Annotated in this window: 12 protein-coding genes; all 12 read right to left on the bottom strand. The window is 61.7% G+C overall.

Annotation, left to right across the window (positions count from 1 at the left end; genetic code table 11):
• Positions 1 to 8: 8 nt before the first annotated feature.
• Positions 9 to 1,124, bottom strand: coding sequence for a tRNA preQ1(34) S-adenosylmethionine ribosyltransferase-isomerase QueA (gene queA / locus KJS47_RS12105; protein WP_213525308.1), 1,116 nt, complete (start codon positions 1,122 to 1,124; stop codon positions 9 to 11).
• 5 nt (positions 1,125 to 1,129) lie between these two features.
• Complete coding sequence (locus KJS47_RS12100) at positions 1,130 to 3,205, bottom strand: SpoIID/LytB domain-containing protein (RefSeq protein ID WP_213525307.1); 2,076 nt, start codon at positions 3,203 to 3,205, stop codon at positions 1,130 to 1,132.
• Between the two features lie 350 nt (positions 3,206 to 3,555).
• On the bottom strand, positions 3,556 to 4,560 hold the full coding sequence (gene ruvB, locus KJS47_RS12095; protein WP_213525306.1) for a Holliday junction branch migration DNA helicase RuvB: 1,005 nt from the start codon (positions 4,558 to 4,560) through the stop codon (positions 3,556 to 3,558).
• Positions 4,561 to 4,595: 35 nt separating this feature from the next.
• On the bottom strand, positions 4,596 to 5,219 hold the full coding sequence (ruvA, locus tag KJS47_RS12090) for a Holliday junction branch migration protein RuvA (protein ID WP_213525305.1): 624 nt from the start codon (positions 5,217 to 5,219) through the stop codon (positions 4,596 to 4,598).
• On the bottom strand, positions 5,216 to 5,716 hold the full coding sequence (ruvC, locus tag KJS47_RS12085) for a crossover junction endodeoxyribonuclease RuvC (RefSeq protein ID WP_213525304.1): 501 nt from the start codon (positions 5,714 to 5,716) through the stop codon (positions 5,216 to 5,218). The genes ruvA and ruvC overlap by 4 nt, the downstream gene beginning before the upstream one ends.
• 215 nt (positions 5,717 to 5,931) lie before the next feature.
• Positions 5,932 to 6,615: a BofC C-terminal domain-containing protein gene (locus KJS47_RS12080; RefSeq protein WP_213525303.1), complete on the bottom strand. Its 684-nt coding sequence runs from the start codon at positions 6,613 to 6,615 to the stop codon at positions 5,932 to 5,934.
• A gap of 73 nt (positions 6,616 to 6,688) precedes the next feature.
• Positions 6,689 to 9,394, bottom strand: a complete 2,706-nt coding sequence (locus KJS47_RS24085; RefSeq protein ID WP_249716332.1) for a LysM peptidoglycan-binding domain-containing protein — start codon at positions 9,392 to 9,394, stop codon at positions 6,689 to 6,691.
• A gap of 640 nt (positions 9,395 to 10,034) precedes the next feature.
• Positions 10,035 to 10,913 (bottom strand): branched-chain-amino-acid transaminase, encoded by an 879-nt coding sequence (ilvE, locus tag KJS47_RS12070; RefSeq protein ID WP_213525302.1) that lies wholly within the window; start codon positions 10,911 to 10,913, stop codon positions 10,035 to 10,037.
• Positions 10,914 to 10,919: 6 nt separating this feature from the next.
• Positions 10,920 to 11,819, bottom strand: coding sequence for a prephenate dehydratase (gene pheA, locus KJS47_RS12065; RefSeq protein WP_213525301.1), 900 nt, complete (start codon positions 11,817 to 11,819; stop codon positions 10,920 to 10,922).
• Positions 11,816 to 12,784: a homoserine kinase gene (thrB, locus tag KJS47_RS12060; protein WP_213525300.1), complete on the bottom strand. Its 969-nt coding sequence runs from the start codon at positions 12,782 to 12,784 to the stop codon at positions 11,816 to 11,818. The genes pheA and thrB overlap by 4 nt, the downstream gene beginning before the upstream one ends.
• A gap of 7 nt (positions 12,785 to 12,791) precedes the next feature.
• Positions 12,792 to 13,853, bottom strand: coding sequence for a threonine synthase (thrC, locus tag KJS47_RS12055; RefSeq protein WP_213525299.1), 1,062 nt, complete (start codon positions 13,851 to 13,853; stop codon positions 12,792 to 12,794).
• A gap of 56 nt (positions 13,854 to 13,909) precedes the next feature.
• Positions 13,910 to 15,196, bottom strand: coding sequence for a homoserine dehydrogenase (locus KJS47_RS12050; RefSeq protein WP_213525298.1), 1,287 nt, complete (start codon positions 15,194 to 15,196; stop codon positions 13,910 to 13,912).
• Positions 15,197 to 15,206 lie beyond the last annotated feature (10 nt).

Raw genomic sequence — 15,206 nt, 5'->3', positions numbered from 1 at the left:
CTCATCCTTTACTCTCCATAAATAAACATCGCATCGCCGAAGCTGAAGAACCGGTATTTCGCCTCGACCGCCTGCCGGTATGCGTTCAGCACGTTTTCCCGGCCCGCCAGCGCGCTGATCAGCATGAGCAGCGTGGACTTGGGCAGATGGAAATTGGTCAGCAGCGCATCAACGAGTAGAATTGGCACGCCCGGGTAGAGAAAAATATCCGTCCATCCGCTGGCGGCTTTGATCGTCCCGGCCGGCAGACTCGCATCGTCCTGGCTGATCCTGGCGACCGACTCCAGCGTGCGCGCCGACGTGGTGCCAATCGCGACGATCCGTCCGCCCTCTGCCCTTGTCCGGTTGATGAGGTCGGCCGTCTCCTGCGACAGCTCGAAATATTCGGCGTGCATCTCATGTTCCTCCACCTTATCAGCGGACACAGGACGGAATGTGCCGAGCCCGACATGAAGCGTCACATACGCGAGCCGGACCCCCTTGTCCTGCAGCCGCCGGAGGAAGTCCTCGGTGAAATGCAGACCGGCCGTCGGTGCGGCCGCCGAGCCTTCGTGACGTGCATAGACCGTCTGGTAGCGCTCCTTGTCGTCCAGTCTTTCCTTGATGTAAGGCGGCAGCGGCATTTGGCCGAGACGGTCCAGAATCTCCTGGAAGATGCCGGTATAAGAGAACCGGACCACCCGGCCGCCCATCTCACGCTCTTCCTCGACGACCGCGGTCAGCAGCGGCGCTGTCCGGTTGTCCGGATCCGCTGCGGATCCCCCTTCGGCGCCTTCTCCGTCGTCTCCGGTGCCGAATACGATCGTCGCGCCGGTGCGGAATCGTTTGCCCGGCTTGATCAGCACCTCCCACCGGTCTTCTCCGAGAGGCTTGAGGAGCAGCAGCTCGGCTTTGCCTCCCGTTTCCGGTTTACAGCCAAAAAGCCGGGCTGGAATGACCCGCGTATCGTTCAACACGAGCAAATCCCCGGCTTGTACATAATCGGCCAGTTCTTCGAACTGGTGGTGGCCTACTTCTCCCGTCCGCTTGTTCAGCGTCATGAGCCGCGAGCCGGTGCGGTTGGCCAGCGGCGTCTGAGCGATCAGCGATTCGGGCAGGTCGTAATCGAATAGATCTACATTCATTCAGGTCAGTCCTTAGCTAAAGTAACTCCCGTATAGTAATATTGCAAAATGGCGGCGTAATCATACCCCTGCTCCGCCAGGCTGCGGGCCCCCCACTGCGACATGCCGAGCCCGTGTCCGTAGCCTTGCCCCCGGAACGTGAATTCGGTCTTGTCGCTGATCGGCCGGACCTGGCCGCTGGCGTCCATCAGGAACATGCCGCCTTGCTTGACGGGAGCGGAAGCGGCACCCGTCACGTAGCCGGCGGTCGCGTTCGCGACATCGCGCGAGACACCCCCGGCTCCCATTACAGTATACCTTCCGTTCTGCTCGATTTCAAACAACGTGCTTCTCAGGCCGCCCAGCATCGTCCGGAAGCTGTCCGGCTGCTTGGGAGCGACCGTCTCTCCATTCACCTTGAGCGCCGTCACGCGTCCGGAAGCTCCTTTCTTCACGACCTCGAGCGAGGCGAGGCCCGAAACTGGTGACGCCAGCACCTTGTTTATGGCGGTTCTCAGCTCATCCGCACTGCTGACGACCCGCCAGGAATATTCGTTGTTCGCCTTGACCTTCTCCAGCGTCACGACCTTCTCGCCCTTGGTCAGCGTACCGACTGCAGGGGCTTTGTTCAATTCGGGATACTTCAGCACAGAGACGGTCTCGGCCGCCTGCACGTACGGCAGCCCTATGGCGCTGCGGTCCGCCAGCTCCTTCACATTGGCTGCCGGCACATAGCCGGTCGTACCGGACGGCAGGACGATCCGCATCCAGTCGGCGCGGGAGCGAAGCACGACGTCGTCGGGGCTGGTGACCGGCCTGTAATTGGCATTCGCATTGCCCCAGACCTCCGGAGAATCAGCGGTCATGCCTCCTGCGTTCGAATGGAACAGCGGGCTGAAGACGGCGCCTTTGGCGGTGACCAACACTTGGCCTTTGGTGGCGTCCACCGCCTGAATCACATCGGGATATTCCTTGCCCGAGTAAGCCTGGTTGACGACGCTGTCGACGACATGGGCAATTTCGTATTCCAGCCCTTTTTGGAGCGCGTAGCTGCGCGCCGCGACCGCCTGGGCCTTGAGCGCCTCCTGCGGCCAGCCCGTAGACATCTCCGAGCTGACGACGGAATAGAGGTACTGCTCGAAGGGCAGCTCGTTGATGACGGCCATCTTGCCGTTATGGACACTCAGCTCGATGCCTCCGCTGTAGGTCCGGTCGCCCTTCTCGACGACCTTGATCTTTGAGGACGCTTTGGGAGCGACCCATACTTTGGCGCCGGACGGAAACGATAACCGGGTCACGTCCGCCGTCTGTCCTGTCGTCCGGTCGCTGCGGACGAGCAGATACGGCCGGGTCACGTCCGCCGGCTGAAACACGGCATTCGGCGCGGCGGCGGCCGCCTGCGCCTTGAGCGCGTCCAGTCCCTTCTGATCCGTCTCGTTGCCGACCCAGACGGAATAGACGAGCGTTCCGTCCGCATTCTCCTGGATCGCCAGATCGCCCGTGAGGCCGACTTGCCGGATGCCGTTCAGCTGCACGGCCGCTTCCGCCTCGGTTGCGTACGAGCCGGCGTTCAGGCGCAGCGTACCGGTGACTGCCGGAGAGGCAATGGCGCCGGCCAGCGTGGCGTTCGCCTTCACTGCAGCCAGGGCGCTCTGCGCCGCAGCGGCGTCGGCATAGCCTTCGAGAACGACGTGGTACTGGTTGCTGCCCGCCTTCGGCGACAGGAGAACTGCCGGCTTGTAGCCGGCCGTCGTCAGCTTGTCCGCAAGCGACTTGGCCTTTGCGTAGTCGGGCGTCTCCAGCAGCCGGACGCCGAACTGGTCGGCGCTGCCGCGGACGATCTTGCCTGCTGCGGCCTCCAGCATAGGCTTAGTCCCGGCCGCGGAGCGCAGACCGGCCGTCAGCCCTTTGTCGGCCGACAGGCTGACGGCCGGAATGCTCGTATGGGCATTGCTTGTTTCGAGATACAGGCCGACCCGGATCGCATCCAGCTTCGGCACGGCCGCGTACGCGGTGGAAGGGGCATAAGGGACCGACGCGCCCAGCAGCATGCCCGCTGCCAGAACGGCCGCCCATGTTTTCTTCTTCACTTGAATCTTCATCGGTGCCAATTCTCCTTTGTCGAGAGAGCTTGTTGCCGGAACGCCGCATTGCTCATGAGGCTCCGCACGGGAGCTGCCAGTCCACACCGAACAGGGCGAACCGGCCTCCGCGCTGGCTCGGTCGAGCCGGTAGCGGGAGCCGATAAAGAGCGTTCCGGCCGGTATGCCCGGACCTCCTGGTCCGGGACTTGTCCTAGGTATAGACTCGACATGCGGCCAAAAGTTGCTAAATTGGCTCAAATCGGTGCCAAGGGCTCCTGACCGGCAGAAGACGGCGGCTGCCCGACTCCACATAAAAAGCCGGCCCTAAAGGACCGGCGGTATACAAAAGCGCGATCTGCCCGTACCGATCAGGAGCGCTCGGGCGGCTCAAGGCCGAGATGCCGGCACGCCTGGGGCGTCACCATCCGCCCTCTTGGCGTCCGCTGCAGGAAGCCGATCTGGAGAAGGTAAGGCTCGTAGACGTCTTCGATCGTCTGGCTCTCTTCCCCGATGGTCGCTGCGATCGTGTCGAGTCCGACCGGTCCGCCCTTGAAGCTGGTAATGATGGCCCGCAGCATCTTGTGGTCGATCTCGTCGAGCCCGAGCTCGTCCACCTGAATCAGCTTGAGCGCCATGCTCGCGATCTCGCGGGTAATCATCCCGTCACCCTTCACCTGGGCGAAGTCACGCACCCGCTTGAGCAGGCGGTTCGCGATGCGGGGCGTCCCTCTCGATCTCTTGCCGATCTCCACCGCCGCGTCGCCTACGATTGGCACGCCGAGAATATCCGCCGCACGGTCGACAATGAAGGCAAGCTCGTCTACCGTGTAATATTCCAGCCGGCTGACGACGCCGAAGCGGTCGCGCAGCGGTGCGGACAGCAGCCCCGCCCGGGTCGTCGCCCCGACAAGCGTAAACTTGGGGAGGTCGAGCCGGACCGAGCGGGCGCTCGGTCCTTTGCCGATCATGATGTCGAGGGCAAAGTCCTCCATCGCCGGGTACAGCACCTCCTCCACGGACCGCTGCAGCCGGTGAATCTCATCGATGAACAGCACGTCGCCCTCCTGCAGGTTCGTCAGGATCGCCGCCAGGTCGCCGGGACGTTCAATCGCCGGTCCCGACGTCGTGCGGACGTTAACGCCGAGCTCGTTTGCGATAATGTTCGAGAGCGTGGTCTTGCCGAGGCCCGGAGGCCCGTACAGCAGCACGTGATCGAGCGCTTCCTTGCGCTGCTTGGCGGCTTCTATGAAGATCTTCAGGTTCTCCTTCACCTGCGCCTGGCCGATATATTCGGACAGGTAGCGCGGCCGGAGGCTCAGCTCCACCGTCTGGTCCTCCATCATGAGGTTCGCCGATATGATGCGTTCGTCCATGAGGTTCCTCTCCAATCCTTTCCGCGGCGCTTCCTCTAGCCTCTAAACAGGATCTGAAGCGCCTGCTTCACAATAACGTCGACCGAATCGGCCTCTCCCGTTCTCTCCCGCACAGCCGGCCAGATGCGCTCCACCTCTGCCTCGGAATAACCCAGCGCGAAGAGCGCCTGCTTGGCCTCGTCTCCCGTCGTCACTTCAAGCGACGCGGCGATCGCCACCGCTCCGGCGCCTCCCTGAATCGCGACCGGGCTCATCGGCAGATCCGCGAGCTTGTCCTTCAGATCGAGAATGATCCGCTGCGCGGTCTTCTTGCCGATGCCGGGCAGCTTGGTCAGGAAGGTGACATTCTCCTGGTAAATGGCACTCACGACGGCATCCGGCCGTCCGGCCGACAGAATGCCGAGAGCGACCTTGGGGCCGATCCCGTTCACCTCAATCAGCCGTCGGAACAGCGTCTGCTCTTCGCGCGAAGCAAAGCCGAACAGCAGAATCGCATCCTCGCGGACCTGCTGGTGAATATACATCGTCAGCGGCCGGCCGGGCTCCTCCTGTACGGCGTACGGATTGGCGCAGAACACCCGGTAGCCGACGCCGTTCACGTCGAGCACGACATAATCGGCCTCTCGGTGGGCAAGCTGGCCTCTCAAAAAATCAATCATTTGGACACCTCGTTCATTTTCTGCGTCAGCACGCACGAATGGGCGTGGCAGACGGCAACCGCCAGCGCGTCCGCGACGTCGTCCGGCTTGGGCACGGCCGAGAGGCGAAGGAACATCTTCACCATCTCCTGCACCTGCTTCTTCTCGGCCTTGCCGTAGCCGACAACCGCCTGCTTGACCTGCAGCGGCGTGTATTCCGCTACAGGAAGGCCGTGCTGGACGGCCGCCAGGATCATAACGCCCCTCGCCTGGGCGACCGTGAACGCCGTCGTGACGTTCCGGTTGAAGAACAGCTTCTCGATCGCCACGGCGTCGGGCTTGTATTTGTCTATCAGCTGCATAGTAGCTTCATATACATTCTTCAGGCGCTCGCCGGGGTCGGTGTGGGCCTCCGTCTGTATGCTCCCGTATTGAACCGGGACCAGCCGGCTGCCCTGCTTGTCGATGAACCCGAAGCCGACGATCGCGATTCCTGGGTCGATCCCGAGAATACGCAAACTTTTCTCTCCCATCGTAAAGCGAACATATGTATTCCTTTTTTCCATTATAGCACAGATGGGTTCACGTGACGATTGTCTTTCCCGCCGCCCCTGCCTGCTTTTTGCCGCACAAAAAAGACCCGAAGGCCCGCGCCCTCGGATCTTGGCTGCTTCATTCCTCGATTTAGCGCTACAGGGAACTAGCTCCCTAGCGGCAGACACAGGCGGCTGCGTTACTCTTTTCCCGCGGCGACGGCAAAGTCGCTGAAAGTCGAGATGACACTGTTGTATTCCTCGATGTCCGATACCCGGATGCCGCTGTACAGCTGGTTAATCGTCTCGCTCGGCAGGCTGCTCTTCAGATGCTCTACATTGAGCTGAAAGAACGTCCGGATCACCTGCTCCCGGGCCGGAAGCCCGTCAAAGAGGGACAAGTTGCTGTTGCGGTCGATACCGAAATAGGCGGTTTCCTTGCACTGCTCGGACAGATCCTCGATGTCCTCCACGAAGTACAGCTCGCCCTTGTCGCCCAGCATCAGTACGGTACCCGGATGCTCCCGCTGGTAGGCCTCCGCCTGCTCTGCGTCCATCCGGCCGAGCTCGGCAAGCTCCTCGCCGCACACATAACGCTTCTGGTGGTAGCCCATTCTCCGATCCGTCTCCTGCCGCATCGTCTCAAGCGCGCGCTTATTGGCCTCGTCCGCGATCCGCTCCCGCTCCGCTTTGCCGGGCACGGCCGCCCAAACCGCAACCGAACGGCTCGCGGAGCGGTCGCCGATGAAGCCCGTCTGATCAAGGACGGAGGCGGAGGCGGAGGCCGTGACGCCGGCGGCAAGAAGCAGCGCCCCGAGCGAGAGAAGGCGCCGCTTCCTGCGAAGCTTTTTCTTCAGCTGTTTCAGTAGGTTGGAAAAGCTCACGGTATCCCCTTCTTCTGAGAAGTTTTCGTTAGTGTGTCTCAGAAGAATAGGGAATATGCGTCAAAGCTGGGAGCTAGACATTGATCCACGGTCCATAGGAACGGGGACGGGGAGCGGGCGAAGAGCTGCGCGAGCGCTTCGGGACTGTATGGACGGCAGCCTTGGAGCGGTTGTTCCCCTTGGAGCGGGACCCCGCTTTGCGGCTCGGCTTTGCCGCCGGAGCGGGTGCCGACTCGATCGCATCGGTATCGCCGGTATCCGCCGGTTCGTTCCTCATGCCGGTGCCCGGCAGCTGCTGCCCCATTCCCCAGCCCTGCGAGTAAGCGCCGGGATAAGGATAAGGCGATCCCGCTCCCATGCCCGTCGGGTAGCCGAACGGCTGGCCTCCAGTGCTATAGGGAGCTCCTGCTCCGGGATACCCGGGAATGCCCGGCATCCCCATGCCGCCCGGGAAACCGCCCATAAAGCCGCCCGGGTAGCCTTGCTGTGCCCACGGGTATCCGGCTCCCGGCATTGCGGTCCCCGGCCAGCCCGGCGCGCCCTGCGTCCCTCCGGGTGTCATGGGCGAGCCCGCACCGGGGACCGCCCCCGGCTGCTGGACAGAACCGGGCCATGGAAAGCCGGTCTGGCCCGGGAAGCCCCATGTGGCGGGGTACGTCGTCGGCTGGCCGGACACGGGTTCACGCTCACCGTCTGGCCCCGGCCAGCTCCACTCCGAGCCGCCTTCGGCTTCAGGCGCTGCCGTCTGCCCAGGCTGGGTCCACGGGGCGGCACCAGCTCCCGGCCACGGCTGCCCGGACTCCGCCCAAGGCACCCCGGCTCCCGGCCACGGCTGGCCTCCTTGGGCCAGGTCTGCCCACGGCGACGTCTCGATCCCCTGCCAAGGCTGCCCGCCGAAGCCGGGAATTGCTCCCGGGGGGAACTGCATCCCCGGTACCCCTTCCGAGCCCGGCCAGACCGGCGCAGCCGCCGCATCTGCAGCCTGGGCATCGTCCGGACGCGGGGCGCCCATCGGGCCGGGCTCGGGCCATGGCATCCAGCCCGAACCGGCGCCGGACGACTGCCCGCCGTCGCTGCTGCCTCCCGGCAGGGCGCTGACGACGGCCTCCGGCCAGCCCTGCAGGCCTTGGGCGGCAGATTGGCCCGGCTGCGGCGCCATCGGCTGCGGCATCGCTCCCATGGCCGGCAGTGGGGTCGGCATAGCCGTCGGCAGATTGTCGGCCGCTCCCATTCCATGCGGCATCGGTCCCATCATTTGCGGCATGGTTCCCATCGGTGCCATCATCTGCGGCATGGGTCCCATAGGCGGAAGGCCCGGCATTCCCATCATCTGCGGCATCGGTGCCATCGACGGATGGAAGGCCTCTCCCATTACCTGCGGCATTGGTCCCATCGGCAGATTGGCCCCCATTCCCATCATTTGCGGCATCGGTGCCATCATGCCGAGTCCGGGATACCCGCCGTCAAAGCATGGCGCGGTAGCGGCCTGAATCGGTGCCGCTGCAGGCAGAAGCTTAGGTCCCCCGCAGCCGCAGTCCTTCTCCTCCGGCTGTGCGCCGAACGGCATCGCTGTCCCATACGGCTCTCCCATCCCATGCATCATCGGTGACGCATATGGCTCCATTCCGTGCATCATCGGTGACGCATACGGCTCCATTCCATGCATCATCGGCGGCACAAACGGCTCTCCCATTCCATCCGGCATCGGCGGGTAGTAAGGACCGGCATAGCCGGGCCAGTGAGGGCCTGCGGCCATCGGCGCCCCCATCGGAGCGCCCGGAGGCATCCACGCACCCGGCATTTCCGGGAACGGCTGCTCATAGGCTCCCGCTACTTGCGGCATCGGATAGGGTGCCGGCATGCCCGGCCAGTGGCCCATCCCATCCGGAGGGCACGACCAATCCACCGGATGCTGCGGCGGCATCGCCGGCATCGGGACCGGGGCGAGCTGGGGAAGCTCGTAAGCGGGATTCGGCGGCTGCGGTACGTTCACGTTCATTGCCGGCGTCTTATACTGCTCGAACAGATGCTCGGCGTACATCTGAATCATCGGAGGATGTTCCGGCATGAGCTCCGCATGCTTTTCTTTTGCCGCAGGCTTTTGAATCGGGACGGGCATCACGGGAGCTTGCTGGATCGGCAGGACGGGCGCAGGCTTCTCCTTGATCTCTTCCTTCTTCTCTTCCTTGATTTCTTCCTTGATCTCCTTGATCTCTTCTTTAAGCTCGACCTTAACCTCGACCTTAGGAGTCTCGGGGAGAACCGGCAGTTCCGCGAGAGGAGCAATCTCTTCCGTCGGCTTCTTGCCGGACGGCTGAACCGCTTCCGCTTTGGGAGCCGTGTTCTTCTTGCCGTGCGGCATTGGATTCGCATTCACGTTCGGGTTCACGTTCGGGTTCGCGTGAGGATTCGCGTGAGGGTGCGCGCTCGATTGGCCGGCGGCCGCCTTCTTCGGAATATTGACCGTCTGGCCGGTCAGCAGTATGTTCGGATTGTTCAGCTGCGGATTCGCTTCGATCATCGCTTGAAGCGGAACGCCCCACTGCTGGGATAGCTTCCAAAGCGTATCCCCCTGCTTGACGATATGCTTATGCGCGATCGCCGATTCCGGAGGTGCCACAGGCATAGACGCCGAAGGGATCTTGATTTTGGCGCCTACCTCCAGTTCATCGGGATTGGCAAGCTGGGGATTGGCGGCGATCAGCTTGTCGAGTTCGACATTGTACTTTTTCGCCAAATGGTAGAGGGTATCCCCTTTTTTCACGACATGGATTCTCAAAGCCTCAGACCTCCTTAAGGATGGGCGGACCGGCGCGCCCTCGCGAATGGGTCCGGCCGGCACCCGAATGGGTTCTTGCTGCAAGCTGGCGGTCTCGGCGCCACCATGCGCCCATCATGAACAGTACATTCTATGCAGACTGCTAGGCGTTTGACCCACGCCCACAAAAAAAACTCCACGAATGGAAGCGGGACTTGTTACCCGGCAGTCGCGTAAGAGACGGAGGAAGGAAGTCTCAAGCTCTCTGTCTCCTATAGGCTCCTCTGCCAATCCGGATCGCTGTCCACGAGAGCAGGCGAATTCGTTCCTGATGAAAGAGTTGTCGAATCTCCTTGTTGGTGATTCGTTTATCCTCCAGCTTTCTTTCCGGCTCACAACACGTGCTTCATTCGCCCCCTTCGATATACCGGTATCATCCGCCTGAATAAGGAGCAGCCGCTCCTTGCTCGCAAGCCTTAAGGATTGCCTCGTCATTCCCTCCCACTTACCTAGCTTTTGACAACAAAAAAAGAAGGACACAGCCGCCGGAAAGCAGCTGTATCCTTCTTGTTCTATCTTTTGTCGGATAGGGTTCACGGCCGCCCGATACGGAGTGGCGCACCGCCTGACAGCCCTGGGGCCAATCGGCAGCGTCCAGCCGTTAGTCGTACACCTTGACTCCGTCGATCTCGACTTGCTTGCGGAATTCCTCCAGCAGGTGGGTCGTCACAGGACCCGCATGGCCTTGTCCGATCACCCGGCCGTCGACCTCGCGCACGGCAATGACCTCGGCGGCGGTTCCGGTGAAGAACACCTCGTCTGCCACATAAACGTCATGCAGCGTGAACGGCACTTCCTTGAGCTTGTAGCCGACCTTGGCGCAGATCTCGATGATCGCCTGGCGCGTAATGCCCTCGAGCGCCCCCAAGTAGCAGGGAGGCGTGTAGACGACTCCGCGCTTGACGATGAAGATGTTGTCGGAGGAGCCCTCGGCGACATAGCCTTGGGCGTTCAGCATGATTGCTTCCCCGACGCCCGCCAGGTTCGCCTGGATCTTGACCAGGATATTGTTCAGGTAGTTCAGCGACTTGATTTTCGGGTTAATCGCGTCCGGAATGTTGCGGCGGTACGAGACGGAGACCGTCTTGAGCCCGATCTTGTACGCTTCCTCCGGATAAATGGCGAGCTGTTCCACGATTATGACCACGTTCGCCTTCGGCGACCGGCGCGGATCGAGGCCAAGGTCCCCGGGTCCCCGCGACACGACGAGGCGGATATAGCCGTCGCGCAGGCCGTTCTTGCGGATCGTCTCGACAAGCGCCTCCTGCATCTCCTCGTAGGACAGCGGAATGTTCAGCATGATCGACTTGGCCGAGTCGTACAGCCGGTCGAGATGCTCCTTGCATTTGAAGATGTTGCCGTTGTAAATCCGGATGCCCTCGAAGATTCCGTCGCCGTACAAAAATCCGTGGTCGTACACGGAGATCAACGCGTTCTCTTTGGTTGCGTACTCTCCGTTCAAATAGATCCATTGCGCCATAGCGGGTTACACCTCCAGATGTGCTTGTTCGTACAGATACGTCGGATAGGAGCCCAGCACCCTTACCTGGCAGCCCAGCGCCTCAATCTCGGCGATGGCGGCAGGAAGGAGCACCGAATTCATGGAGCCTTCGATGTCAATGTAGAAATAATAGGAGCCCAGCTTCAGCTTCGTTGGCCGCGACTCGATCTTGGACAGGTTGACCCTTCTCCAAGCGAACGCCGACAGCACCTGATGGAGCGCTCCCGGATAATCCTCCGGCAGCGTTACGAGGATCGTCGTCTTGTACGTCTCCGTCGGCCTCAGCTCCGGAGGATTCATGCCGACCAGAATGAAACGGGTGTAATTGTTCTGGTGATCGGTAATGTTCTCGGCCAACAAATCGAGGCCGTACATCTCGGCGGCCAGCTTCGTTCCGATCGCGGCTAGTCCCTCGTCCTTCGCTTCCATCACCCGCTTGACACCCTCGGCCGTGCTGTTCACGAACTCGAACTCGACGCCCGGCAGGTTGTTCTTCAGGAACGTACGGCATTGGGCGATCGCTACTTCGATCGAGATGATCTTGCGGATGCCCGCGTAGGGGGACGCCTTCGGCTCGTCCGATGTGCCCGCTTCCCCAGCTCCGCGCCGATAGCCGATCAGATTCTGCACGGACGGGTACACCCACTCGGCCTGGATCGGCAGCGGGCTCCCATGGACGAGCAAATCGACGTGATCCTTGACGGACCCGTCGATCGTATTCTCTATCGGAATGACGCTGACCGCGGCTTCTCCCGAAACCGCTGCCCCGTACACATCGGAGATGAGCCGATAGGGAATGAATTGGTGGGCTTCCCCTTGAAAAAAGTGGCGCGCCGACTCGTCGGACACGGTTCCTTCGGGACCCAGATAAGCAATTCTCTTCACGCTCGGACCTCTCCTTTAATCGTTTCGATAAATGTACGCTTCCCGTCGTCCTCTGTCAATACGCAGACGCCCGCCAGATCCGGCTTCAGGCACAGCGTGGTGGCCGCTATGCCTTCGGCGCCAAGCGTATCCAGTAGAAATTGCTCGAGCTCCCGCTTCCGAGAGCTGCCCGCGTCGACCAACGCCAAGAGCGTAGGGCCGGCTCCGCTCAGCGCGACGCCAAGCGCTCCGTGGTCGACCGCCTGCGCGAGAATCGCCTGCATGCCCGGTATGAGCGGCGCCCGGTACGGCTGATGCAGTGCATCTTGCATGGCGTGCCGGATGACGTCGTACCGTCCGGTGCAGAGCGCGGCCACGAGCACGGACGAATGGCCGACGTTAAACACAGCGTCCTTCATCGGCACCTCGTCTGGAAGCGCGTGGCGCGCCTTCTCGGTGGCCAGCTGGAACGCAGGGATGGCGACCAGCACCTCGAGGCTGGGCAGCGGTTCGATGCGCAAATGCTCGGCGCGCGTTCCGTCCCAATACGAGGCGATAATGCCGCCGAACAGCGAAGCCCCGACATTGTCCGGGTGCTTCTCCAGCTCGGTTGCCATCGTGAACAACTCCTGCCTGCTGAGCGGTTCTCCGATTAGCGCGTTGGCTGCGGCAAGCGCGCCGACGATGGCGGAGGCGCTGCTGCCGAGGCCCCTAGTCAGCGGAATATCGCTGTACATGGAAATGGCCAGCTCGGGCACCGAGACGCCCGCCCGGTTGAAGACGAGCTGCGCCACTTGATAGATGAGATTGGTTTTGTCAGTCGGGACGCCGTCCATATGGTCGCCGTACAGATGGAAGCGCGTCGTTTCGGCCTCCTCCATCTCGATCCAGGCGTACAGGTTGAGCGCCATGCCGAGCGAATCGAAGCCCGGCCCCAGGTTGGCTGTGCTGGCGGGAATGCGGACCCGCACCTTTTCCATCGTCATCGCCCACCTAGCCTTCCAGCTTGCGGATCGCTTCCATGACCGCTTCTTCGCTGTCCTCGACGACAAGCGGATCGGAAGCGACCGTCTTGATCGCGATGTTCGGATCCTTGAGGCCATGTCCGGTCAGGACGCAGACGACGGTTTCGCCGCCTTGGAAGTAGCCTTCCTTCTTCAGCTTCATGACGCCCGCGATGGATGCGGCGGATGCCGGCTCGGCGAATACGCCCTCTTTGGACGCAATCGTCCGGTATGCGTGCAGAATCTCGTCGTCCGTCACATAGTTGATCTGGCCGCCCGATTCCTCCGCCGCCTGGACGGCCGTCGTCCAGCTCGCCGGATTGCCGATGCGGATGGCGGTCGCCACCGTCTCCGGATTGCGGATCGGCTCGCCCTTCACGATCGCCATGGCGCCTTCCGCCTCAAAGCCGATCATCTTGGGCAGTTTGCCGCTCTTGCCGGCCTCACGGTATTCCTTGAACCCCTTCCAGTAGGCGGAGATGTTGCCCGCGTTGCCGACCGGAATTGCAAGATAATCCGGCGCTTCCCCGAGCTGGTCGCACACCTCGAAAGCCGCCGTCTTCTGCCCTTCGATCCGGTACGGGTTGACGGAGTTGACGAGCGTGATCGGATGCTTCGCGGTAATCTCCCGCACGATCTCGAGCGCCCGGTCGAAGTTCCCCTCGATCGCAATCACCTTGGCTCCGTAAATGATCGCCTGCGCCAGCTTGCCGAGCGCAATGTTGTTGTTCGGAATGAGCACGATGCAGTTCAGGTTGCCGCGCGCGGCATATGCGGCTGCGGCCGCCGATGTGTTCCCTGTGGACGCGCACATGATCGTCCGGCTGCCTTCCTCCATCGCCTTGGCGACAGCCATTACCATACCGCGGTCCTTGAACGAGCCGGTTGGGTTCAAGCCCTCATATTTGAAGTAGACGTTCAGGCCGAGCTCCTCGGAAAGCTTCTCCGCGCGCACGAGCGGCGTATTGCCCTCGTGCAGCGTCAGTGCGGGCGTGTTCTCGGTAACCGGCAGATACTCTTTGTATTGATTCAGCAATCCCATATATCGCATGCGTAGGCAGCTCCTAATCTATGTGTAGAGTTTCGTTTTTGCGTTTAGCGTCCCGGTCAGCCTTCGACCCGGTAGACGCTCTTGATCTTGTCGATGACGTCAAGGCTCTCAAAGTCCTTGAGTACCTTCTTCATATTGGCCTGGGAGGCGTCGTGGGTGATGATGATGATCTCAGCCTTGGGGTTGGTCGGATTCGGATGCTGCAGCACCGATTCGAGACTGACATCATGCGCCGAGAACACTTGGGTGATCCGGGCAAGCACGCCCGCCTTGTCCTCCACATGAAGCAGAATATAGTTCTTCGAGTTGATCTCCTCGTCGGTCTTCAGCTTCTTCTCCTTATAAGGTGCGACCCCTCTGCGACCGTTGACGCCGAGTCCCATATTCTTGACGACCGCGACCAGGTCGGCGACGATCGAGGTAGCCGTCGGCATCTCGCCGGCACCCGGACCGTAGAACATCGTCTCGCCTACCGCTTCTCCATAGACGTACACGGCGTTGAACACGCCGCCCACCGAAGCTAGCGGATGGGTCGTCTTCACCATCGTCGGCTGAACCGAGACGCTGATGCTGTCGCCCGTTCTCTCCGCGATGCCGAGCAGCTTCACCTCGTAGCCGAGCTTCTTGCCGTACAGGATGTCCTCTTTGGTCACCTGCGAGATGCCCTTGACCGTCACGTCGCTAAGCGCCACATTGACGTTGAAGCCGAGCGTGCCGAGAATCGTCATCTTACGGGCGGCGTCCAGCCCCTCGACGTCCGAGGTCGGATCGGCCTCTGCATAGCCTAGCTCCTGGGCCTCCTTGAGCACATCCGCGTAAGCAGCCCCTTCCTGGCTCATCTTCGACAGGATATAGTTGGTCGTGCCGTTCACGATGCCCATAATCTTTGTAATCCGGTCGGACGAGAAGCCCTCAGCCAGCGTCCGGATAATCGGAATGCCTCCGGCCACGCTCGCCTCATAGAAGACATCGCAGCCTTTCTCTTCCGCCTTCTTCATGATCTCCGGTCCGTGAAGCGCCATCAGATCCTTGTTCGCCGTGACGACATGCTTGCCGCGGCTCAGCGCCTCCAGAATGTAATCCTTGGTCGGCGTAATGCCTCCCATCACTTCGACGACCACGTCGATATCCGGGTTGTTCAGAATGTCCATCGGATCGAGTGTGACCTTATCCGCATCGATGGAGACGGACCTGGCTTTGCTCCGGTCCTTGACCAGGATCTTCTCAATTTGGATGGCCGCCCCTGTCTGTCTGTGCAGATCCTCCTGGTGGCCTTCCACAATTCGTACAACTCCAGTCCCGACCGTTCCGAGACCAAGCAATCCAACCTTGACCGGCTTCATCCACGTTCCC

Origin of the sequence: Paenibacillus sp. J31TS4 (assembly GCF_018403265.1) — a bacterium.
Taxonomy (GTDB): Bacteria; Bacillota; Bacilli; order Paenibacillales; family NBRC-103111; genus J31TS4.
This window is presented reverse-complemented; position numbering and strand designations above follow the sequence as displayed.